The 19,299-nt window shown below is 70.4% G+C and carries 27 protein-coding genes; 11 read left to right on the top strand and 16 right to left on the bottom strand.

Going from position 1 to position 19,299, the window contains the following annotated elements:
- Positions 1-6: 6 nt before the first annotated feature.
- Positions 7-429 (bottom strand): winged helix-turn-helix transcriptional regulator, encoded by a 423-nt coding sequence (locus ASD65_RS08300; RefSeq protein WP_056221021.1) that lies wholly within the window; start codon positions 427-429, stop codon positions 7-9.
- A 139-nt stretch (positions 430-568) separates the two neighbouring features.
- Here ASD65_RS08300 and ASD65_RS08295 point away from each other — a divergent pair, with 139 nt between their 5' ends.
- The 3 genes from ASD65_RS08295 (at position 569) to ASD65_RS08285 (ending at position 1,849) form a co-directional block, all read left to right on the top strand.
- Positions 569-934 (top strand): DoxX family protein, encoded by a 366-nt coding sequence (locus tag ASD65_RS08295; RefSeq protein WP_056221018.1) that lies wholly within the window; start codon positions 569-571, stop codon positions 932-934.
- A gap of 127 nt (positions 935-1,061) precedes the next feature.
- The gene (locus ASD65_RS08290; protein WP_056221016.1) at positions 1,062-1,406 is read left to right on the top strand and encodes an ArsR/SmtB family transcription factor; all 345 of its coding nucleotides are present in this window, start codon (positions 1,062-1,064) and stop codon (positions 1,404-1,406) included.
- On the top strand, positions 1,403-1,849 hold the full coding sequence (locus ASD65_RS08285) for an SRPBCC family protein (protein WP_056221013.1): 447 nt from the start codon (positions 1,403-1,405) through the stop codon (positions 1,847-1,849). The genes ASD65_RS08290 and ASD65_RS08285 overlap by 4 nt, the downstream gene beginning before the upstream one ends.
- Positions 1,850-1,852: 3 nt before the next feature.
- Here ASD65_RS08285 and ASD65_RS08280 read toward each other — a convergent pair whose 3' ends face one another.
- From ASD65_RS08280 to ASD65_RS08250, 7 genes are all read right to left on the bottom strand, one after another.
- Positions 1,853-3,004: a zinc-binding dehydrogenase gene (locus ASD65_RS08280; protein ID WP_056221010.1), complete on the bottom strand. Its 1,152-nt coding sequence runs from the start codon at positions 3,002-3,004 to the stop codon at positions 1,853-1,855.
- Positions 3,005-3,008: 4 nt separating this feature from the next.
- Entirely contained in the window at positions 3,009-3,812 is an 804-nt protein-coding gene (locus ASD65_RS08275; RefSeq protein WP_082561626.1) for a phosphonatase-like hydrolase, read from the bottom strand.
- Positions 3,809-4,966, bottom strand: a complete 1,158-nt coding sequence (locus ASD65_RS08270) for a TIGR03364 family FAD-dependent oxidoreductase (RefSeq protein ID WP_056221007.1) — start codon at positions 4,964-4,966, stop codon at positions 3,809-3,811. The genes ASD65_RS08275 and ASD65_RS08270 overlap by 4 nt, the downstream gene beginning before the upstream one ends.
- Positions 4,963-6,699 carry a phosphonate ABC transporter, permease protein PhnE gene (gene phnE, locus ASD65_RS08265; RefSeq protein ID WP_056221004.1) on the bottom strand — a complete coding sequence of 579 codons (1,737 nt, stop codon included), beginning with the start codon at positions 6,697-6,699 and terminating at the stop codon, positions 4,963-4,965. The genes ASD65_RS08270 and phnE overlap by 4 nt, the downstream gene beginning before the upstream one ends.
- A complete protein-coding gene (gene phnC / locus ASD65_RS08260) occupies positions 6,696-7,580 on the bottom strand; it encodes a phosphonate ABC transporter ATP-binding protein (protein ID WP_056221000.1) in 885 nt (294 codons plus the stop codon). The genes phnE and phnC overlap by 4 nt, the downstream gene beginning before the upstream one ends.
- A gap of 36 nt (positions 7,581-7,616) precedes the next feature.
- The gene (locus ASD65_RS08255; RefSeq protein ID WP_056220997.1) at positions 7,617-8,546 is read right to left on the bottom strand and encodes a phosphate/phosphite/phosphonate ABC transporter substrate-binding protein; all 930 of its coding nucleotides are present in this window, start codon (positions 8,544-8,546) and stop codon (positions 7,617-7,619) included.
- Positions 8,547-8,684: 138 nt separating this feature from the next.
- Positions 8,685-9,401, bottom strand: coding sequence for an alpha/beta fold hydrolase (locus ASD65_RS08250; RefSeq protein ID WP_056220994.1), 717 nt, complete (start codon positions 9,399-9,401; stop codon positions 8,685-8,687).
- A 141-nt stretch (positions 9,402-9,542) separates the two neighbouring features.
- On the opposite strand from ASD65_RS08250, the gene ASD65_RS08245 reads away from it, so the two are divergent.
- A complete protein-coding gene (locus ASD65_RS08245) occupies positions 9,543-10,391 on the top strand; it encodes an aldo/keto reductase (protein WP_056220992.1) in 849 nt (282 codons plus the stop codon).
- 40 nt (positions 10,392-10,431) lie between these two features.
- Here ASD65_RS08245 and ASD65_RS08240 read toward each other — a convergent pair whose 3' ends face one another.
- The 6 genes from ASD65_RS08240 to ASD65_RS08215 all read right to left on the bottom strand — a co-directional run bounded on the left by ASD65_RS08240 (position 10,432) and on the right by ASD65_RS08215 (position 14,231).
- The gene (locus ASD65_RS08240; RefSeq protein WP_056220989.1) at positions 10,432-11,181 is read right to left on the bottom strand and encodes an SDR family oxidoreductase; all 750 of its coding nucleotides are present in this window, start codon (positions 11,179-11,181) and stop codon (positions 10,432-10,434) included.
- A complete protein-coding gene (locus tag ASD65_RS08235) occupies positions 11,178-11,468 on the bottom strand; it encodes a hypothetical protein (RefSeq protein WP_056220986.1) in 291 nt (96 codons plus the stop codon). Before ASD65_RS08235 ends, ASD65_RS08240 begins: the two co-directional genes overlap by 4 nt.
- Positions 11,469-11,552: 84 nt before the next feature.
- On the bottom strand, positions 11,553-11,777 hold the full coding sequence (locus tag ASD65_RS08230) for a hypothetical protein (RefSeq protein ID WP_056224633.1): 225 nt from the start codon (positions 11,775-11,777) through the stop codon (positions 11,553-11,555).
- A 64-nt stretch (positions 11,778-11,841) separates the two neighbouring features.
- Positions 11,842-12,258, bottom strand: a complete 417-nt coding sequence (locus ASD65_RS08225; RefSeq protein ID WP_082561625.1) for a VOC family protein — start codon at positions 12,256-12,258, stop codon at positions 11,842-11,844.
- Positions 12,259-12,371: 113 nt separating this feature from the next.
- The gene (locus ASD65_RS08220) at positions 12,372-13,355 is read right to left on the bottom strand and encodes a DNA-3-methyladenine glycosylase family protein (protein ID WP_056220983.1); all 984 of its coding nucleotides are present in this window, start codon (positions 13,353-13,355) and stop codon (positions 12,372-12,374) included.
- A 144-nt stretch (positions 13,356-13,499) separates the two neighbouring features.
- On the bottom strand, positions 13,500-14,231 hold the full coding sequence (locus ASD65_RS08215; protein WP_056220980.1) for a winged helix-turn-helix domain-containing protein: 732 nt from the start codon (positions 14,229-14,231) through the stop codon (positions 13,500-13,502).
- Positions 14,232-14,427: 196 nt separating this feature from the next.
- Here ASD65_RS08215 and ASD65_RS18980 point away from each other — a divergent pair, with 196 nt between their 5' ends.
- The 5 genes from ASD65_RS18980 (at position 14,428) to ASD65_RS08195 (ending at position 16,400) form a co-directional block, all read left to right on the top strand.
- Positions 14,428-14,583 (top strand): hypothetical protein, encoded by a 156-nt coding sequence (locus ASD65_RS18980; protein ID WP_156378812.1) that lies wholly within the window; start codon positions 14,428-14,430, stop codon positions 14,581-14,583.
- Positions 14,584-14,633: 50 nt separating this feature from the next.
- The gene (locus ASD65_RS08210; RefSeq protein WP_056220977.1) at positions 14,634-15,212 is read left to right on the top strand and encodes a toxin; all 579 of its coding nucleotides are present in this window, start codon (positions 14,634-14,636) and stop codon (positions 15,210-15,212) included.
- A gap of 38 nt (positions 15,213-15,250) precedes the next feature.
- On the top strand, positions 15,251-15,547 hold the full coding sequence (locus ASD65_RS08205; RefSeq protein ID WP_056224629.1) for a GNAT family N-acetyltransferase: 297 nt from the start codon (positions 15,251-15,253) through the stop codon (positions 15,545-15,547).
- Between the two features lie 41 nt (positions 15,548-15,588).
- Complete coding sequence (locus ASD65_RS08200; RefSeq protein ID WP_056220975.1) at positions 15,589-16,017, top strand: DUF1622 domain-containing protein; 429 nt, start codon at positions 15,589-15,591, stop codon at positions 16,015-16,017.
- Between the two features lie 134 nt (positions 16,018-16,151).
- Positions 16,152-16,400 (top strand): hypothetical protein, encoded by a 249-nt coding sequence (locus tag ASD65_RS08195; RefSeq protein WP_056220972.1) that lies wholly within the window; start codon positions 16,152-16,154, stop codon positions 16,398-16,400.
- Between the two features lie 21 nt (positions 16,401-16,421).
- Here ASD65_RS08195 and ASD65_RS08190 read toward each other — a convergent pair whose 3' ends face one another.
- Positions 16,422-17,186 (bottom strand): alpha/beta fold hydrolase, encoded by a 765-nt coding sequence (locus ASD65_RS08190; RefSeq protein WP_056220969.1) that lies wholly within the window; start codon positions 17,184-17,186, stop codon positions 16,422-16,424.
- 51 nt (positions 17,187-17,237) lie between these two features.
- On the opposite strand from ASD65_RS08190, the gene ASD65_RS08185 reads away from it, so the two are divergent.
- The gene (locus tag ASD65_RS08185) at positions 17,238-17,522 is read left to right on the top strand and encodes a DUF2277 domain-containing protein (RefSeq protein WP_056220966.1); all 285 of its coding nucleotides are present in this window, start codon (positions 17,238-17,240) and stop codon (positions 17,520-17,522) included.
- Between the two features lie 9 nt (positions 17,523-17,531).
- Here the strand turns inward: ASD65_RS08185 and ASD65_RS08180 are convergent, their stop codons facing one another.
- Entirely contained in the window at positions 17,532-18,008 is a 477-nt protein-coding gene (locus ASD65_RS08180; RefSeq protein ID WP_056220963.1) for an 8-oxo-dGTP diphosphatase, read from the bottom strand.
- A gap of 133 nt (positions 18,009-18,141) precedes the next feature.
- Here ASD65_RS08180 and ASD65_RS08175 point away from each other — a divergent pair, with 133 nt between their 5' ends.
- Positions 18,142-19,296, top strand: coding sequence for an exonuclease SbcCD subunit D (locus ASD65_RS08175; protein WP_056220960.1), 1,155 nt, complete (start codon positions 18,142-18,144; stop codon positions 19,294-19,296).
- Positions 19,297-19,299 lie beyond the last annotated feature (3 nt).

The following is a 19,299-nucleotide window of genomic DNA, read 5'->3' as shown; positions in this document are numbered from 1 at the left end:
CCGCGCTCAGGCGGAATGCGCATCGTCGAAGGCGGCGCGCGACGACTCGATCGAGCGGCGGTTCGCGATCGCCCATTGCGCGAGTGCCACCGACGGCGCGATGAGGGTGCGTCCGGTGTCGGTCAATTCGTACTCCACGCGCGGTGGCACCTCGGCGTGGACGGTGCGGGTCAGCAGGCCGTCGCGCTCGAGATGGCGCAGCGTCAGGGTCAGCATGCGCTGCGAGACGCCCGGGATGTGGCGCTGCAGCTCGGTGAAGCGCAGCCGCCCCTTGTCGAGCGTCACGATCACGAGCAGCGTCCACTTGTCGCCGATCCGACTGAGCAGGTCGCGGATGGTGCGGCCCTGACTCTCGGCCGCCGCGCAGGTGTTCTCGTACTCGCTGAGGGCGCCCTGGCCCTCGGATTCGACCACCGAACTGAGGGACATCCCGTTCCTTAATGCGCCGCGCCGTGTGGCGCGTGTGCGTCGGGCACATGGCTGTGCCTTTTGTCTCGACTTCAAGGATGACTCATGATGTGGTCAGGCACAAGAAGTAACCAGCCCCACCGACAAGAACGGAACCCCTATGCTGATCGCCCTCTGGATCCTCAACGGATTGCTCGCCCTCGCCTTCGTCGCTGCCGGCATCGGCAAGGTCACCCGACCGCGCGAGGCGTTGATCGCCCAGGGCATGGGCTACGTCGAGGACTTCTCCACGCCGAGCGTCAAGGCCATCGGTGCGATCGAGATCGTCGGTGCCGTCGGCCTCATCCTGCCGCTCGCGACCGGCATCGCGCCGATCCTGACCCCGCTCGCAGCTGTAGGTCTCACGATCACGATGATCGGCGCCGTCGTCGTCCACGTCCGTCGCAAGGAGAAGGCGACCGTCTCGATCGTCCTCGGTCTGCTCTCGCTGGTGAGCGCCGTGCTGGGATTCATCGTCGTCGTCTGAACGACGCCGTGCAGTGGAGGGATGCCCCGGGTCGGGGCATCCCTCCACTCGTTCTCTTGACAACCTCGCTGTTCCGCGTATATTCAACTTATTGGTTCAGAACTTATCGGTTGAATAGGAGATGCGGATGTCGAGCGATCAGCTCAGCCGGACCTTCGCGGCCCTCGCCGACCCGACCCGCCGTGCGATGCTCGCCCGGCTGGCGGAGGGCGAGGCGACCGTCGGTCAGCTCGCGGAGCCGTTCGAGATGAGTTTCGCCGCCGTCTCCAAGCACCTTCGGGTGCTGCAGGAGGCCGGGCTGGTGAGCCGCGGTCGGGACGCGCAGTATCGCCCCGCGCAGCTCGACGCCCGCCCGCTGGCCGCCGCATCCGGCTGGATCAACGACTACGCGCGATTCTGGAGCGACAGCTTCGACGCGCTCGGCACCTACCTCGCTGAGATTCAGCGATCCGACCAGGGAGAGAAGTCATGACCGAATCGATCACCGTCACCCGCACGTTCGCCGCGCCGCGCGAACTCGTCTGGGACGCTTTCGCCAAGCCCGAGCACTTCGCGGTCTGGTTCGGCACCTCGCACGTCGACGTGCCGCAGGAGACCCTGACCTGGAACCCCGCGGTCGGCGCCGGCTGGAGCGCCGTGATGCTCCTGCCCGACGGCACGACCAAGAGCTGGGTGGGCGAGTTCGTCGAGGTCGATGCCCCGTCGCGCCTCGTGTTCACCCTCACCGATGTGCCGGAAGAGCCGCAGAACGCAGCGCCGGCCACCGTCGTGCTGACAGAGGTCGCCGGTGGCACCGAGGTCACGCTCACGCAGGAGGCGCCTGGTTTCACCGCCGAGCAGCAAGCCGGGCTGGTCGCGGGCTACAACGCCTTCCTGGACACCCTGGCGACCGACGTGCTCGGGCTCACGGTCTGAGACTCACCCTGCGACGCCGACCCGCACATGGGCACCGGACGCCGCGACCTTGATCGCGGCATCCAGGTCGTCCAGCGGCAGGACCACGCCGACGAGCTGCTCGAAGGGGAAGTCCCCGGAGGTGCGCTGCAGGAAGTCCACCGCCTCGATCAGGTGCTCCGCGCGGTAGTTGTGGATGCCGCGGATCGTCAGCTGCCGCCGCACGATGCTCTCGGCGCTCAACGGCACGTCGTTGCCGGGGAACACACTGCCGACCAGCACCACGACGCCGCCCACTGCCGCGGCGGTGAGCGCGAGTCCGACGGCCGACCCTGCGCCCGAGGCTTCGATGACGGCGCTCGGTCCGTCCACGCGCTGGGCGGGGGAGAGCGCCGCTGCCACGGCGGTCGCAGTGGGCTCGACCGCACGCGCCGCGCCGAACCGCAGGGCGAGCGCCCGCCGGGTGGGGTCGGGGTCGGCGAGGATCACGCGAGCGCCGGCATCCGAGGCCAGCGCGCACAGCGTCAGGCCGATCAGACCGCCGCCGGTCACGAGCAGGTTCGCGCCGCCGAGGGGGACGGTCGCGGCGACCGCCTCGAGGGCGGCGACGGCGGTGGCGGTGCCGCAGCCCGCCGGGGCCAGGACGGCGGCCGGTACGCCCTCGGCGACGGGCACGATGGCCGTGCCGGCGCGCAGGTGCACGTGCGTCGCGAAGCCGCCGTTCAGCTCCCATCCCCGTGCCATCCGCTCGTGGCCGTACTTGACGAGCACGCGGCACTTCTGCGGCAGGCCCGTGCGGCACCGGTCGCACCCTCCGCAGCTGACCGTGACAGACCACACCACCCGATCGCCGACGGCGAGGGGGGTACCGTCGGCGCGGCGGGCGTCATCACCGGTCACGACGACGCGTCCGACCTGCTCGTGCCCGAGCACGAGCGGAGCCGGCGCCGCCCGATGCCCGAGCGCGGTGTGCACGTCCGATCCGCAGACCGTCGCCAGTTCGACCTCCACGAGCGCCTCGCCGTGACCGAGCACGAGGCCGGGCACCGCGACCCGTTCGTGCGGCGCGCCCGGCTTCTCCCACACCATCGCCGTCGGCGTCGGCGAGATCGCGATGTCGTGGCCACCGGCACGCACGATGGTGTGCTTCTTCACGACGCTGTGGAGAACCGACACGGCGTCAGTCGCGCAGGCCGAGGAGGGCGGGCAGGTCGGCGATGCTCTCGATCACGGCGTGCGCCCCGGCATCCTCGAGCTCTTCGCGCGTGTGCGCACCGGTGAGCACGCCCACCACGAACCCGGCGCCGGCGTTCAGACCGCTTTCGATATCGCTGCGGGTGTCGCCGACCACAGCGAGAGCGGCGACGCTGGACGCCTCCGAACGGATGAGCGCGGTCAGGGCCATGTCGGGTGCGGGGCGTCCGCGTCCGACGTCGGCGGGCGAGAGGGCGGCGTCGACGAGGTTCTCCCAGCCGAGCGCGGTGAGGATGGCGTCGCGCGTCGCGGGAGCGAACCCGGTGGTGAGCACGACGGATGCCCCGGCATCCCGCAGCTCGATCAGCACATCCCGCGCGCCCTCGATCTCCTCGACGCCGCGCTCGACGATCAGCTCGCCGTAGGCGCGCTCGAACTCCTCGTTCGCGCGCTGCGCGTCGGTCTCGTCGCCCTCAGTGAGGGAGCGGAACACCTCGATCTTGGACTGGCCCATCGTCGCGATGACGAAGTCCAGCGCCTCGTCGAGGTCTTCGTCGGCGATGATGCCGGTGCGCTCCACGGCACGCTGGAAGGCGGCGACGACGAGTCCTTCGTCGGCGACGGTGGTGCCGGCCATGTCGAGCACGACGACCTCGATACCCGCCTCGTCGTCCTCGTCATCGTCCAGATCGTCCAGATCGTCGTCGAGGTCATCGCCCTCGAACACGTCGACGTCGAGTTCGAGCTCGTCGGTGGGGGCGAAGTCGCCGGATGCGGTGGGAGTGGTCATGAGCGTGCCTCTCTGGCGGTGGATGGAGTGGTGGTCAGTGCGTCGCGGATGGCGTGCTCGGCGAGCCCGAGTCCGGTGGTCATGCCGATCCCGGTGGTGGCGGCCAGCGCCAGCACACCCGGCTCCGGCTCCTCGCGCAGGAAGGGCTCGGATGCGCTGGCGTAGATGCCCTGCCAGCGCTCGATGACGGTCGGGTGTGGCACGCCGAACAGTGCGGCCGTCTCTTCGACGAGCACTTCGAACGCCTGCTCCGACTGGAACGGAGGCAGCGTGCGGTCGCGATAGTGCGTGTCGCCGACGATGAGCGAACCGTCCGGCAGCTGCGTGTACATCTGGTTCAGATCGAGCGCGGCGAGGTGCGGATGCCGCGCGTGCAGACGGGCGCGCACCGCGGCGGCGGCCGGGGTGGAGGCCAGCCCGCTGTAGCGCAGCAGTGACCATCCGGTCAGCAGCGGTGCATCCAGGGGAGAGCGCAGCGCCGCATGGACGCGCATCATGTCCAGGCCGCACCGCACGATCCCGTGGCGGGCCGCGACCTCGGGCAGGAGCCGGTCGATGTCGTGGTTGGTCGCGACGACCACGAGTCCCGCGTCGAGGGCGCCAGCGCTCGTGTCCACGCGCCCGCTGTGGACGCGGCCGACGTGGACGCCGGTGCGCACATCGACCCCGAGGGTGACCGCGTGCCGGGTGAGCGCGGCGGCGGCCTCACGCGGGTTCACCTGCAGGTCGTAGCGGAAGTGCGCGCCGCCCTCGGCGATGCCGCGGGCGAGCGGAATGCGGGCCTCCGCCTCGTCGGCGTCGAACACCTCGATCTCCGGCAGATCGCCCAGCGTGTGATCGGTGCGGTCGGCCGCGAACTGCTCGAGGACCGCGAGCTCGTCCTCGTGGCGGGCCACCACGAGGGTGCCCGACTCGCGCAGCCAGAACGAGGCATCCTGCGCGTACCGCAGCCATTTGTCGCGAGCGGTGATGCCGTACGTGCGGGCGATCCCGCTCTGCGGTGTGAGGCAGATGTGCCCGAAGTTGCGGATCGAGGCGCCCACGGGCCGGTCGTCGCGCTCGAGGAGCGTCACCTCCAGGCCGCGCTCCCGTGCTGCCAGCGCGGCGCCGAGGCCGATGATGCCGCCGCCGACGACGACCACGTCCGGGCTCATCGGAACCCCTTCCGCATCCACATCGCGAGACCTTCCACGACGAGCACCGTCGCGAGGATCATCAGCACGATCGCCGTCACCATGCCGTAGTTCGATCCCTGCCCGGCGTTCAGCAGGTAGTAGCCGATCCCGCCACCGCCGACGATGCCGAGGATCGTCGCCGCGCGGATGTTCGTGTCGAGCATGTAGAACGAGTGCCCGACCAGTGCCGGCGTGCCCTGCGGCAGCGTGCCGGAGGCGTACACCTGCAGACGAGTGGCGCCGGTGGCGCGCAGCGCCCGCTCGGGGCCGGGGCTGACCTCCTCGAAGGAGTCGGCGAGCAGCTTGCCGAGCAGCCCGATGCCGCCGAAGGCCAGTGCGATCGTGCCGGCCTGGGTGCCGAGCCCCGTGATCACGATGAGCACGATGGCGAGGATCACCTCGGGGACGCCGCGAATGCCGACCAGCAGAAGTCGCATGCCGGTGCGCGTGCCCGGGCTGGGTGCGACATTGCGCGCCGCGAGCGACCCGATCACGATCGAGAAGACCAGGGAGAGCAGGGTCGCGGCCAGGGCGATGGCGATCGTCTCGCCCATCGCCGCCCACAGTGTCTCGGCGCCGTAGTTGCCGAACGTCGGCGGCCAGAACTGCACGGCGATCGCCGGGATCTTCGCCCAGAACGTGAACAGGTCTGACCACTGGATGTTGCAGATCAGGATGCTGCCGATCACGACGGCGACCGCGATCCAGCCCCAGACGGTGTTGCGCACGCGGACGGCGGTCCAGGGCCGGTGCAGGGCTGAAGCCGGATCGCCGGTGGTCGTCGCCGCGGCGGCGGTTGCGGCATCCGTCGTTCCGCGCAGCCGGCGGATGCCGCGCATCGTGCGGTCGCCGAGGCCGCGGCCGTCCGGCGCGATACCGAGCATGGCCGAGCGGATGGTGCTCGAGATGATCTCCATCACGACGCACAGGGCGAAGATGACGATCGCGATGCCGATGCCCAGGGAGTAGTTGAGGGACTTGAACGCGAACGACATCTCCATGCCGAGGCCGACCACGCCGACGTAGCCGAGCACGACCGAGCCGCGCAGGTTGATGTCGTTGCGGTGCAGGACCGTCGCGACCCAGGACGGCAGGACCTGCGGCAGGATGCCGGAGGTGAACTCCTGCAGGCGGGTGCCGCCGGCGGCGCGGATCGCGCGGCGCGGTCCCTCGTCGATCTGCTCGATCGCGTCGGCGAACAGCTTCGAGATCATGCCGATCGAGTGGATCCCGATGGCGAGGATGCCGGGGAGGGTGCCGAGGCTGAACATCAGCACGAACACCATGGCGAACACGACGTCGGGGATCGCGCGGGTCAGCACGGTCACGAAGCGGCCGAAGGCGCGCCATCCCGGTCCCGGCGTCGTGTTGCCGGCGGCGAGATAGGCGACCGGCACCGAGATGACGGCGGCGAGCAATGTGCCCAGCAGTACCAGTCCGACGGTCAGCGCCGTGAGGTAGAGCAGCTCGCCCGGCTCGGGGAACGTGATCCCGCCGACGCGGGCGAAGAACCGTTCGGCGTTGCCCCAGCTCTCGATCATCGCGGGGATCGAGATGTCGATGTCGGCGAGGGCGACGACGGACGCCACGATCAGCGCCACGATCGTCAGTCCCGCCGCGATCCGCTCGGGCGAGACGCGGCGCTTCGGGGCCCGGTCGAGCAGGTCGCCCGGAGTGCTCGGCAGCGGGGGAGCGGCGATGAGCGTCGTCATCCGCGGGCCTCGTCGGGCGTCGCGGACGTGTCGGCGCCGACGAGCACGTCGACAAGCTCGAGCTGGATCGCCTGCAGCTCGTGCGTGGTGGTGGCGACCCGGCCGTAGATCTCCATGACCTCGGCCTTGGTCAGCCCGTTGGTGGGGGTATCGAGCACGACCTCGCCGTGCCGCAGCCCCACGATGCGGTCGGCCCACGACAGAGCGAGATCGACCTGGTGCAGGCTGCACAGCACGGTGAGGCCGTTGTCCAGCGCGATGTCGCGGATGAGGGCCATGACCTGGTCGCTGGACTCGGGGTCGAGTGAGGCGACCGGCTCGTCGGCCAGGAGCACCTCGGGGTTCTGCATCAGGGCGCGGGCGATCGCGACGCGCTGCTGCTGCCCGCCGGAGAGCGTGTCGGCGCGCTGGTACGCCTTGGCCAGCAGCCCGACGCGGTCGAGGTGCCCGAGGGCGGCGAGCTTGAGGTCTTTGCGGTATCCCCAGAGGCCGAGCCGCGGACCGCGGATGCCGGCCAGCGAGCCGGTCAGCACGTTCTCCAGCACCGTCAGCGACGGCACCAGCTCGAACTGCTGGAAGATGAAGCCGACGCGGCGGCGCAGGGCGCGGAGGCGCCGGCCCCGCAGGGCCGGCACCTCCTCGCCGAGCACCTGCACGCGTCCCTGGGTGGGCAGCTCGAGCCCGTCGACGTGCCGGAGCAGCGTCGACTTGCCCGATCCGGAGAGCCCGAGCAGGACGACGACTTCGCCGCGACGCACCTCCAAGGTCACGCCTTCCAGCGCGACGGTCGAGCCGAAGGTCTTCGTGAGGCCTTCGATGCGGACGATCGGTTCGGACGTGTCCGAGTGGGCGATCGTCGAGGCGGCCACGGCATCCGTCATCAGTTTCTCCGGTCTGTCTTCAGCGATTCAGGGGGTTCAGCCCTGGCACTGCGTGGCGTTGGTCTTCTCGCAGATGTCGCGGATCGTGTCGTAGTACGCGTCGTCGACGGGCGAGGTGGCGAAGAACACGCTGCGGAAGGCATCGGTGTCGGCGCCGGTGATGCCGGCGGCGATGATGTCGTCGATCGTGACCTCGCCGAGGATGTCGGTCAGCTGCGCCTGCAGGTCGGCGGGCAGGACCGACGAGACGACGATCGGGGCACCGGGAACCTTGGTCTCCTCGATGACGGTGACCTTGTCGCTCTTCTCGACCTCGCTGTCCTCGGCGAAGCCCGCCTCGCACTCGACGCCCTCGCCGACCTTCTGCACGCTCACGTCGTGCTTGCCCGCGAACACCGGCGTGACGTCGGTCTCGGGGTCGACACCGGCTTCGAGGAGGTTGTAGCTCGGGAACAGGTAGCCCGACGTCGAGGACGGGTCGACGAAGCAGACCTTGTGCCCCTTCATGTCGGCGATCGTCTTGATGCTGCTGCCGTTCGGCACGATCGCCTGCGAGTAGTAGCCGGGCTCTTCGCCCTCGGCCGTGATGATCGAGGAGATCGGCGTGAGCTGTGCACCGTTGTTCGTGGCCGTCACGTAGGTGAAGCCGGAGAACGACGCGACGTCGATCTTGCCGGCGACGGCTGCTTCGATGAGCGCGGCGTAGTCGGTGGACTCGTGGTACTCGACCGTCTTGCCGGTCTCCTGCGCGATGTAGTCCATCAGCGGCTGGTAGTTCGTCTCGGTGTCGACCGAGTCGGGGACGACGCCGAACACGATCGTGTTCTCGTCGACGGCGAACGTGCCGGCGGCGGCCGTGTCGGTCGCCTCCGGGTCGGCTGCCGTGGCGGACGAGCAGCCGGCGAGGCCGGCGATGAGCAGACCCGCTGCGACGAGCGCGGGCAGGGTCTTGCGAGTGAATCCCATGAGGATGCCTTCCACTGTGTGCGGGCGCGCCCGATCGGGCGCTGCTGTTCCCACAGGCAACGTAGAAGCGGCATCCGACCGGTACGCGACCGCCGGGTGGACGGCGGGTGAAGTGCGGGTGGCGGGACGGCGGAGGGGTCAGTCCGAGGGCGAGTCTCCGAGCGGCGGCTGGGCGAGGATGACGCGCGCGAGGTCGGCCGGACGGCTGAATTGCGGCCAGTGCCCGGTCGGAAGATCGACGAACGAGAGGTCCGCGAACCGCGGGAACTCCTGCACCGAGGGCTCGCCCGCAGCGATCCATTCCTGCAGATCGGCGGCGGTGTACTCGGTGGCCACCGCGGTCACGGGCACACCGTAGCGGCGGTCGTCGCGCAGGGTCGGCGGATCGGTGGCCAGCGCCGCCGGGGAGGGGACGGCTCGCTCGCGGAAGCGCGCCAGCGTCGCCTCGTCGAGATCGCGCAGGTCGGCCTCGTCGAATTCGGACCACTCCAGCAGCGGGATGCCGCCGTCGACCGTGGCGAAGCCCCGCATCAGCGGAACGCCGTCCACGGCGGGGAACCCGCCGACCAGCACGACGCGGGCGACCTTGTCGGCGCGCCGATCGAGGGCGACCGTGGCGACGCCGCAGCCGGCGGAGTGCCCGACGAGCACGACGGGCGCCTCGGAGTCATCGATCGCGGCGACGACGGCGGCGACGCAGTCCTCGAGCGTCACGCTGGTGCGGTCGGCGTCGCGTGACTGCATACCCGGCAGCGTCACCGGATGCGGGGTGTGCCCGGCGCGGGTCAGCTCGTGTGCGACCTCGCCCCACGTCGCACCGTCGAGCCACAGTCCGGGTACCAGCACGATGTCCATCGAAGGCCTCCTCGTCGTCGGCCCGCACGGGCTGAGGCATCCAGCATCGCGCAGACCGCCGACATGGGCGAGGGGGTCGGTCGTTCGTCGGACTGTGACGGGGACGGAGCGGGCTGCGTCGGAGTGGGTCAGGATGGAGGCATGTCCGCGACATCCCCTCTCCGCATTCCCACAGTGGCGCTCAACGACGGCACGGCATTCCCCGAACTCGGGCTCGGCACGTACAACCTCCGCGGCGACGACGGCATCGCCGCCATGGTCGCCGCGATCGACACCGGGTACCGGCTGCTGGACACCGCGGTCAACTACGAGAACGAGGCGGAGGTCGGCGAGGCGGTCCGCCGCAGCGGCCGGGATCGGGACGACCTGCTCGTCGCGACCAAGATCCCCGGTCGGGATCACGGCTACGATCGAACGATCGCCAGCGCGGAGGCATCCCTCGACCGTCTGGGCCTGGAGCGCATCGACCTGTACCTCATCCACTGGCCGAACCCGAGCGAGGGCAAGTACCTCGACACGTGGCGGGCGATGATCGAGTTGCGCGATCGGGGGACGGTGCGCGCGATCGGGGTGTCGAACTTCACCGAGCGGATGCTGGTGCACCTCGTCGACGAGACGGGTGTCACACCGGCCGTCAACCAGGTCGAGCTGCACCCGTACTTCCCGCAGGCCGCGCTGCGCGCGTTCCACTCGGCGCACGGGATCCGCACGGAGAGCTGGAGTCCGCTGGCGCGCCGCTCGGAGCTGCTCACGGAGCCGATCATCGGCGAGATCGCCGCGGCGCATGGGGTGACGCCGACGCAGGCGGTGCTGCGCTGGCATGTGGAGCTGGGCTCCACGCCGATCCCGAAGTCGGCCGATCCGGTCCGTCAGCGCGAGAACGCCGACGTTTTCGGGTTCACGCTCACCGCCGACGAGATCGCCGCGATCTCGTCGCTGGAGCGCGGAAGGCTCTGGGGCGGGGACCCCGACACCCACGAGGAGATGTAGCCGGTCAGGTCGCGTCGTCCGGGAGACGACGCGAAGCGACTCAGTGCGGGGGCAGCGCCGTCATCCACTCGGCGAACGTCTGGGTGCCGAGGACGGCATCCGGTCCGGGCAGCAGCGATCCGTCGCGCTGCGCCTTGCCGAAGGCGCCGGGGAGACCGATCGCGGGGATCCAGCCCTTTGTGCCGCGGCTCCTGGCGTAGGCGCGGACCATCTCGACGAGACTCTCCTCGCGGGGTCCGGCCAGGTCGGTGACCCGCCCCGCCGGCGCCGCCTCCGCGAGATCGACCAGGTGCGCCGCGACCTCCGCCGCGGCGATCGGCTGCGTGCGCATCTTCGGCGCGACGTGCAGGGGTCCGAGCTTGGCGCGGTCGAACATCTGCCCGGCGAACTCGTGGAACTGCGTCGCCCGCAGGATCGTCCACGGCACGTCGCTCTCGACGATCAGCTTCTCCTGCGCGACCTTGCCCGCGTAGTAGGCGTCCGGCGCCCGATCGATGCCGACGATCGACAGGGCGAGATGGTGCGGAGTCGCCGCGGTGCGCTCCGCCTCCAGCAAGGTGCCTGTCGTCGCGCTGAAGAAGGCGGTGGACTCCTCGGCCGACACCGTCGGCACGCTCAGCACATCGATGAGGACGTCGATCCCGTCCAGGCGCGCGGGGAGACCCCCACCTGTGCGCAGGTCGACACCGGTGGCGCGCGAGAGCACGGTCACTTCGTGTCCGCGGGCGAGGGCGATCTGCACGAGCGGAGCACCCACGGTGCCGGTTCCTCCTGCGACGGCGATCTTCATCCTGGCGTCCCTTCCTCGGCGGATGTTCCGGTCCCAGTCTGCGTCTCCCGCGATGGGTCGTGTGCAGCGAGCTCGGCGGGTTCGGGCAATCCCGAACCGGGTGGACTGGGCTCGACGGCGGGCGAGGCGAGCGTGGCGATGACCACCCCGGCCAGCGCGATCGCGTCGCCGAACGACTTGACGGGATCGAGCGGCTCACCCAGGAGCAGCGCGATCGCGCAGCGTCCGACCGACAGCACGGCCGCCGAGCCGATCTGCAGGGCCGAGCCGGACAGGACGTAGGCCACCGACCACAGCGTGCCGGACGCGCCGATCGCCGCGAGCGGCGGCCATCGGGTGGGACTTCGGGAGGGCTGCGGGCAGCCCTCGCATCACAGTCGGGCGCCGTTGTCGTCCGGGTCGTCGAGGCCTGCCGTGTGGCCGCGCCACGACTCGTAGGCGATGAGCCAGCCGATCGCGATGATCGCCGCCAGCACGATGCCGAGCAACAGGTTCTCCCAGATCAGTCCGAACAGGATGCCGAGGCCGAGCAGCACGACGGTGCCCAGGATCCAGCCGATGCGGCCGCGGGGAAAGCCAGTGCGCTCTTCGGTCATGGTCACAGCATAGGACGTGGCCCCGGCGTGCGCCGGGACCACGTCCTACGGGAGGGGCGTGGAGTCAGCCCTGTGTCGCGTTGAGTGCCAGCATCCAGTCGATGCCGAACTTGTCGGTGAGCATGCCGAAGCGGCCGCCCCACGGCGGCGTCTCGAACGGCATCGTGACGGTTCCGTCGGCGGCGAGGGCGTTCCAGTAGCCGTCGAGTGCGGCTTCGTCGTCGCCGCTCACCGAGACGGAGAAGCCCGCGGGCTTCTCGTACGGCATGTGGCTGGGAGTGTCGGCACCCATCAGGACGAAGCCGTCGGGGGTCTCGAGCTGCGCGTGCATCACGAGATTCTGCTCGCCGGGCTCCACGCCCATGTCGGGGTACTCGGCGAATTCGGAGACGACGAGCTCGCCGCCGAAGACGCCCTGGTAGAACTCCATCGCCTGCCGGGCGGTGTCGCGGAAACTGAGGTACGGATTGAGGCTGGGCACGAGACTCTCCTGTCGATGCGTGATGGATGCCGCGGCCTGGCCCCGTGGCGTGAACCAGTGTCACTCCGACCCCCGACATCCACAAGGCATGTTCACCGAACGCGGCCGAGGGCTCAGCGGTCGCGGTGATCCTCGGGATGCAGCCGAGGTCCGCGGCGCGGTTCCTGCACACCGCTGGCACCGATCAGGCGGATCACGCGCTGGCGGTGGCCGGGCCAGGCGGCCAGCAGTCGCAGCATCCCGTCGTCGTCCGTGCGGGTGCCGGTCAGCGCGTAGCCGACCTCGTGCGCGAGGTGGAAGTCGCCGACGCTCACCGCGTCGGGGTCGCCCAGGGCGCGGATGCGCGTCTCGGCCGAGGTCCACGGTCCGACCCCGCGCAGCCCGATCAGGACCCGGTCGCGGGCCTCGCCGTCTCCGGCCGCGGCCACGGCGCGCGCGACCGTCTCGCCGCGGCGGGCCGCCTCGACGATGGTGCGCGATTGGGGCGGCTCGAGGCCGGCGCGGTGCCAGGCCCAGGAGGGGATGTGTCGCCAGCCCTCGACCGTGGGCGGAGCGAACAGCGGGCGCGGCGTCGGCCCGGGAGCCCGCTCGCCGAAGGACGTGACGAGGCGTCGCCAGGCGGCGAACGCCTGCATGCCGGTGACCTTCTGCTCGATGATGGCGCCGGCGAGCGCGTCGAAGACGAGGTCGGTGCGGCCGAGGCGCAGTCCGGGATTGCGGTGGTGGGCGTCGGCGATGAGCGGATGCGGCGTCGCGTCGAACCCCCTCGGGTCGTCCTCCGCCCCGCACAGCGCGGGCAGCTGGTCGAGCGCCCACTCGGCGCCCGGTCCCCACGCGGCGCCGCGGATCACGCCGGGGGAGGTTTCGCGGATCGCCAGCGTCGCGATACCGACGGGGGTGCGGCTCGCGCGCCAGATGACCGTGCCGTCCACGAGCATGGTCGGGTCGCCGCCGCCACGCCGCTGCGACAGCACCGTGCGACGGACATCGAGCGGATGCTGCGGCCGGTACTCCGTCTCGCGTGGACGCCCGTGATCGGGTCGCGGATCCCGCGCGATCCCGCGCGAGCGGGTCGATGCGGGCGCGACGGAGGTCATGGCCTCACCCTACGCCGCGACCCCCGACATCCGCCGTGAGGAAGTGGTTCGGCTGTCACGATCTGCGGTCGGATGCCGCAGCTGGCGACAGGGGAGCGGGTGGGCGACGGCAGCCCGCGGGGCCGGCGGTCAGCCCGCGGAAGCTTAGAAGCGGTCGGGCGAGGGGGTGCCGTGGCCGTAGCGGATGGTGACGTCGGCGTGGCGGTCGAACCGGTAGCCGACACCGCGCACGGTGCGCACGATGTCCTCGTAGCGGCCGAGCTTGGCGCGCAGACGGCGGACGTGCACGTCGATGGTGCGCTCGCCCGGGGCGTCGTCGTCGCCGGCCTGCCACAGGGAGGAGACGAGTTCGGTGCGTTCGATCGTGCGGCCCTCGCGGAGCACGAGGTACTGCAGCAGCTCGAACTCCTTGAAGGTGAACGCCGCGGACTCGCCGTCGATCAGCACGCGCTTGCGGGAGATGTCGACGACCACGCCGTCGGCGGCGCGGTCCTCGTCCTCGGGCTCGGCCTTGGTGCGGGCGACCGCGGACGGCTCGTGCAGTGCGAGGCGCACGACGTCGACGTCACGGCCGCCGGCGCCCAGAGGTGCGAGTGCGACGGTGGCGTAGGTCTCGGCGGCGGGGGCGAGCTCGGCGATGGTGCGGCGGAGGGCGTCCACGAGAACGCCGAGGTTGATGCCGGAGGCGGCGGCCTTGGCCTCGTCGATTCCGACGTAGAGGGCGAAGCCGCGGGGAGCGGTGCCGGCGGGAAGGTTGCGTCCGGCGGGCTCAGCGGCCGACGCGACGGGAGCGGCGGGAGCGGCGATCGGCGGGACGGCCTGCAGGTGCGCGGCGTGGGCGGTGGTCGGACGTTCGAGTAGAGCGGTGTTCGACATGATGATGTGTCCTTGCGGAGGGAACCCGTCAGAGGGTTCAGAGGTGCTGCTGTGCTGCCCGGGGAGGGCGGAGGCGAATCATCCGGGTACGCAGATCATGCGTGCCGACCGATGATCGGGGGCTCTGCGGAGGTCGCGTTCAGAAGCGACGAGCGAGCCTGACAGGGGTCTTTGTCAGTTGCACATTCGACAACACATGACGACGCCGCCGGCCATCATCATGCCGGCAGTCCCGTTCGCCTCCCAGGCGGACAAGGAGCGTGCGTTGTCAGTCATGAAGCTGATTATTACCGAATGCGTCGCGATGCGTCAAATCGCCCGGTCGGCATACGTCTTGCGTGACGAAATGTGACACTTTGCTCAGTCTCGGACGACTTCGCGCATCCGCGGCAGGATGAGCGGATGCCCCAGCCGCCCTCGACCGATCACTCCGGCGCGCGGCGCCTCCGCATCGTCGGCGTCTCCGGCTCCGGAAAGTCGACGCTCGCCCGGCAGGCGGCCGAACGGCTCGGGCTCCCGCTCCTCGAGCTGGACGCCGTCTTCTGGGATGCCGGGTGGACGCAGCGCGACCCGGACGCAGCGCGGGCTCTGGTGTGCGAGTTCGCCGCAGCTCACGCGGAGGGCTGGGTCGTCGAGGGCAACTGGTCGTCCAAGCTCCAAGGCCTCCTGGACCCGGGCACCGCGGGCGGCGCCGACGCGTTCGTCTGGCTGGACCACTCCCGACCGAGGGTGATGCGCCGCATGGTGGGGCGGACGCTGCGCCGAGGCATCCTGCGCGAAGAACTGTGGCACGGCAACCGCGAGCGGCCTTCGACCTGGTTCCGCGTGAACCCCGACGAGAACATCGTGCGCTGGGCCTGGGTGCAGCATCCCATCATCCGGGAGCGCATGACCCGGCGCATCGCGGATGGGGAGCCGGTCATCCGCCTCGCCGGGCAACGAGACGTCGACGACTGGTTATCTACACTGCACCGTGTGTGATCGGCCTCGATGACTGTGGGCGGGCGTACTCTGTGCGGGTGACCGAGCTGCGCTTCACCCATGAGAAGGATGCCTCCCGCTATACGCTGCACCGCGGCGATGACCTCGTCAGCGCGCTGGACTACCGGGACGACGGGAGCACCGTCGCCATGACACGCGCCTATACGGTGCCGACCTTCCGTGGCAACGGGTATGCAGGCGAGGTCGTGGAGCGGGCCGTCGCCGAACTCGAGGGCAGCGGCGACCGCAAAGTCATCCCGGTGTGCTGGTACGTCGCGGACTGGTTCCAGATGCACCCCGATCACGCGGGTCTTCTTCATCAGCGCACGGCCTGACCCGTCCCGCGCGGACTCGCCCCTACACTGAGCCCGTGGATATGGAGTCGGTCTTCACCGTCGTCGCCGTCGGATTCGAGGCGATCGGCGCCGTCACGATGGTCATCGGCTTCGTCATCGCGATGGTGCTCGGGATCCGCTCGCTGCGTCGCGGCGAGGGCGGACAGAAGGCGTTCTCCGTGCTGCGCACGACCCTCGGCGCAGCGATCCTGCTGGGCCTCGAGGTGCTGGTCGCCGCGGATCTGATCCGCACGATCACCTCGAAGCCGTCGCTGGAGGATGCCGCGATCCTCGGTCTGATCGTGCTGATCCGCACGATCCTGTCGATCTCGATCCAGATCGAGATCGAAGGCGTCCTCCCGTGGCGACGTGCCGTTCTCACCAGCGGGGGCCAGCTCATCGGGCAGGCGGTGGCGCGGGATCGGGATGCCGCGGCCGCCGCCGCGGCCGCGCGCACTGCTACGACGTAGCCGCCTCTCCGCAGCTCGCTCCACGAGTCGGAACAGCCGATGACGGTTGTATTCCTGCCACCTGTGCGGACGGCGGCAATGTCGGAACCCCCGCGTACGTTCTGAATATCGGAACAGCACGTACAGGAGGCATCATGTTCGGTGAATTCGCCGCTCAAGTCGAGTTCCGTCACAGTGTGCAGATGCGCGATCGTGAGCAGCACGTCCTCGATCTCATCGCGGACCATTTCGCTCCGCCGCCGCGGAAGTGCCCGGAACGGCTGCGTGCGCGAGCCGCAGCACTGCGGGCATCCGCACGGCGCGCGTGGCCGCGGCCGATCGCCCTGCATACTCAGCTCGAGAGGATGGGCGTCGACGGCGAAGTCTGCCCCGCGCTCGCCTGATCCGTTTCGCTGCGCGCAGACTCAGACGCCGGTGAAGGCGATGATCTGCTGCGCGGCGGGCGCGGCATCCCGGATCATCGTCTCGTGACCGTGTGCCGCGATCTCCGCGAGGGTGGCGCGCGGAATGCTCTCGGCGACGAAGCGGCACCAGTCGCGCGGCGAGACGTAGTCGTGCTCGCCGCGCAGGATCAGGACCGGCGCGGAAACGTGCCCGAAGACCCGCTCCGGCCGGTGCGCGAGCATCGCACGGTACTTGTTGCGGATGTGAGGTCCGGCGCGCACGTACTCGCGGGCTCCGACCGCGACGACCTTGGGGCGCTCGACGGCGAGGTCCTGGACGAGACGGAAGAACTGCCGGGTTCCGGTGCGCTCGCGCCGATTGACGGTGGGAGCGATCAGGACCGCGCGGGCGACCAGTTCCGGATGCCGGGCGGCGATTTCGATCGCGACCTGCGTCCCCATCGAATGGCCGACGACCACGACGTTCTCCAGGCGACGGCTGCGGATGAACGCCGCCACCAGATCGGCCGTCCGCTCCATCGTCAGCGTGCGCGCCGGTTCGGGTGCGTCCCCGTACCCCGGCAGATCCACCGCGACGATGCGGCCGCGGTGGTGCAGGTGCGTGGCCAGATCGGAGAAGACCGATCGTCCCATCCCGATGCCGTGGATGAGGAGGAAGGTGTGCGAGCCCGTTCCATAGTCCTCGGCGATCAAGGTTGCACCGGCGAACGGGAATGCCGACACCGAGACGTCGGCGCCCTCGGGTGCCAGCTTCGGGGTGCTCACGGGTGCGAGCGTACCTGTTCGTCGTCGGCGGCCGCGCGTACGCTCGGGGGCATGTGCCGTAACATCCACACCCTCCACAACTTCGAGCCGGCCGCGACGAACGACGAGATCCACGCGGCGGCCCTGCAGTACGTGCGCAAGATCGCCGGGACGACGAAGCCGTCGAAGGCCAACCAGGCCGCGTTCGACCACGCCGTCGCCGAGATCGCGCACATCACCGGGCATCTGCTCGAGGATCTGGTCGCCGTCGCGCCTCCGAAGAACCGTGAAGAAGAGGCCGCGAAGGCGCGCGCCCGCGCCGAGGCATCCGGTCGTTACGCTCCGCGCGTCGCCTGAGTCCGGGCCTCAGCTGCGCGGCGGATCGACGACGGTCGCGAGATCGGGGCCGAACGTGAAGGTCGCATCGACGCGGCCGCCGCGCAGCACGTCCGGCAGCCACCGGGCGGCGTCATCCCACATCCGGTCGTAGGGCACGTCCTCGAGCGCGACCCAGTGCGGCGCGAGCTCCTCGGAGTCGACGGGCTCTCCCGACCACTCGGTGCAGGTGAAGACGTGGGATCGCTGCGACCATGCCGGCCTCGTCGGGAAGAAGTAGTCGATTCGGCCCGCGGGGAGAAGAGCGGACGCCGCGACCACCACGCCCGTCTCCTCCTGGACCTCGCGCACCGCGGCGTCGCGCAGGCTCTCGCCGTGTTCGACCTTGCCGCCGGGGCCGACGACCTTGCCGATCCCGAGCCCGGTGCGCTTGTCGCCCAGCAGCACCTCGGTCCGCTCGCCGTCGCGACGCAGCAGATAGATGACGCACACCTCGGGCAGTTCCACTCCTGAAGGGTACGGGAGGGCGCCGGGTGCGCCGTCGGTGGGCGTGCCGCCCGGCCGTGCCGAGGCATCCGCTCTCGGCGAACCGCCCGCCCGCCTCGCGGCCGATGTCGGGGCCTGAACGTACCGTGAGAGCATGCGCATCCTGCACACGTCGGACTGGCACATCGGGCGGTCGTTCCACGGCCATTCCACGCTCGATGCGCTCCGCGGCGTGCTCGCGACGCTGACCGAGCAGGTGCGCAGCCACGAGGTCGACGTCGTCATCGTCGCCGGCGATGTGTTCGACTCCGCAACCCCGGCCGCCGGGTGCTACACGCTGCTGTCCGACACCCTGGCCGCCCTGCGCGACACTGGCGCGCGCATCGTGGTGACCAGCGGCAACCACGACTCCGCGGCCCGCCTCGGGTTCCAGTCCGCGCTGCTGCGCGACGGCATCCACGTCATCACCGACCCGCGCACGGTGGGCACCCCGATCACGATCGACGATGAGTACGGCCCGGTGCATCTGTACGGCATCCCGTACCTCGAGCCGTCGCTCGTCCGCCACCTCTGGGGCGGCATCGAGCTGCGCTCGCAGGCCCAGACGATGGACCACGCCATGTCGTTGATCCGGTCCGACCTCGCCGGGCGCACCGGTCGCTCGGTGGCGATCGCGCACTGCTTCGCCGCCGGTGTGGAGCCGACCCCGCACCTGGAGCGCGATATCCAGCAGGGCGGGCTCGATGTGGTGCCGCTGTCGATCTTCGAGGGCGTCGACTACGTCGCGCTCGGGCACATCCACGGACAGCAGCGGTTGTCGGACAGTGTCCGGTACGCCGGCGCTCCGTTGCACTACAGCTTCGGTGAGCGCGACCGCGCTCGCGGGTCGTGGCTCGTCGACCTCGACGCCGCGGGTCTCGGCAGCGTCGAATGGCTCGATCTGCCCGTGCCGCGGCCGCTCGACGTGATCCGGGGCACGCTCGACGAGCTGCTGCACGACCCGCGTTTCGACGGCGCCGTCGACGCCTGGGTGGCCGCGCAGTACACCGACGCGACACCCCAGACCGACCCCATGCGCAAGCTGCAGGCACGCTTCCCGCATTGCGCCACCGTCGCGCACATGCCCGACCACGTGCAGGCCGAGGACGGCCTCACCTACGCCGGGCGCGTGCGCAATGCGCGGACGCCCGTCGAGCTGTTCGACGCGTTCCTCGCGCACGTGCGCAACGGCGAGGGCGCCTCCGACGCGGAGCGAGAGCTCATCGCCGACGTCGTGCAGGAGCGCGTCGCCGCCGAGGCGAGCGCGTGAGGG

It is taken from the genome of Microbacterium sp. Root61, assembly GCF_001427525.1.
Taxonomy (GTDB): Bacteria; Actinomycetota; Actinomycetes; order Actinomycetales; family Microbacteriaceae; genus Microbacterium.
The sequence above is the reverse complement of the archived record's forward strand: the minus strand, read 5'-3'. Positions and strand labels throughout refer to the sequence as shown.

Excerpts from the sequence above, each read along its gene's own strand:
- ASD65_RS08290 (WP_056221016.1), top strand. The coding sequence starts at position 1,062 with ATGTCGAGCGATCAGCTCAGCCGGACCTTCGCGGCCCTCGCCGACCCG.
- phnE (WP_056221004.1), bottom strand. The coding sequence starts at position 6,699 with ATGACGACGCTCATCGCCGCTCCCCCGCTGCCGAGCACTCCGGGCGAC.
- ASD65_RS08175 (WP_056220960.1), top strand. The coding sequence starts at position 18,142 with ATGCGCATCCTGCACACGTCGGACTGGCACATCGGGCGGTCGTTCCAC.
- ASD65_RS08245 (WP_056220992.1), top strand. The coding sequence starts at position 9,543 with ATGTCCGCGACATCCCCTCTCCGCATTCCCACAGTGGCGCTCAACGAC.
- ASD65_RS08250 (WP_056220994.1), bottom strand. The coding sequence starts at position 9,401 with ATGGACATCGTGCTGGTACCCGGACTGTGGCTCGACGGTGCGACGTGG.
- ASD65_RS08255 (WP_056220997.1), bottom strand. The coding sequence starts at position 8,546 with ATGGGATTCACTCGCAAGACCCTGCCCGCGCTCGTCGCAGCGGGTCTG.
- ASD65_RS08195 (WP_056220972.1), top strand. The coding sequence starts at position 16,152 with ATGTTCGGTGAATTCGCCGCTCAAGTCGAGTTCCGTCACAGTGTGCAG.
- ASD65_RS08230 (WP_056224633.1), bottom strand. The coding sequence starts at position 11,777 with ATGACCGAAGAGCGCACTGGCTTTCCCCGCGGCCGCATCGGCTGGATC.
- ASD65_RS08295 (WP_056221018.1), top strand. The coding sequence starts at position 569 with ATGCTGATCGCCCTCTGGATCCTCAACGGATTGCTCGCCCTCGCCTTC.
- ASD65_RS08220 (WP_056220983.1), bottom strand. The coding sequence starts at position 13,355 with ATGACCTCCGTCGCGCCCGCATCGACCCGCTCGCGCGGGATCGCGCGG.
- ASD65_RS08240 (WP_056220989.1), bottom strand. The coding sequence starts at position 11,181 with ATGAAGATCGCCGTCGCAGGAGGAACCGGCACCGTGGGTGCTCCGCTC.
- ASD65_RS08300 (WP_056221021.1), bottom strand. The coding sequence starts at position 429 with ATGTCCCTCAGTTCGGTGGTCGAATCCGAGGGCCAGGGCGCCCTCAGC.
- ASD65_RS08200 (WP_056220975.1), top strand. The coding sequence starts at position 15,589 with ATGGAGTCGGTCTTCACCGTCGTCGCCGTCGGATTCGAGGCGATCGGC.
- ASD65_RS08275 (WP_082561626.1), bottom strand. The coding sequence starts at position 3,812 with ATGACCACTCCCACCGCATCCGGCGACTTCGCCCCCACCGACGAGCTC.
- ASD65_RS08270 (WP_056221007.1), bottom strand. The coding sequence starts at position 4,966 with ATGAGCCCGGACGTGGTCGTCGTCGGCGGCGGCATCATCGGCCTCGGC.
- ASD65_RS08285 (WP_056221013.1), top strand. The coding sequence starts at position 1,403 with ATGACCGAATCGATCACCGTCACCCGCACGTTCGCCGCGCCGCGCGAA.
- phnC (WP_056221000.1), bottom strand. The coding sequence starts at position 7,580 with ATGACGGATGCCGTGGCCGCCTCGACGATCGCCCACTCGGACACGTCC.
- ASD65_RS08210 (WP_056220977.1), top strand. The coding sequence starts at position 14,634 with ATGCCCCAGCCGCCCTCGACCGATCACTCCGGCGCGCGGCGCCTCCGC.
- ASD65_RS08215 (WP_056220980.1), bottom strand. The coding sequence starts at position 14,231 with ATGTCGAACACCGCTCTACTCGAACGTCCGACCACCGCCCACGCCGCG.
- ASD65_RS08185 (WP_056220966.1), top strand. The coding sequence starts at position 17,238 with ATGTGCCGTAACATCCACACCCTCCACAACTTCGAGCCGGCCGCGACG.
- ASD65_RS18980 (WP_156378812.1), top strand. The coding sequence starts at position 14,428 with ATGACGACGCCGCCGGCCATCATCATGCCGGCAGTCCCGTTCGCCTCC.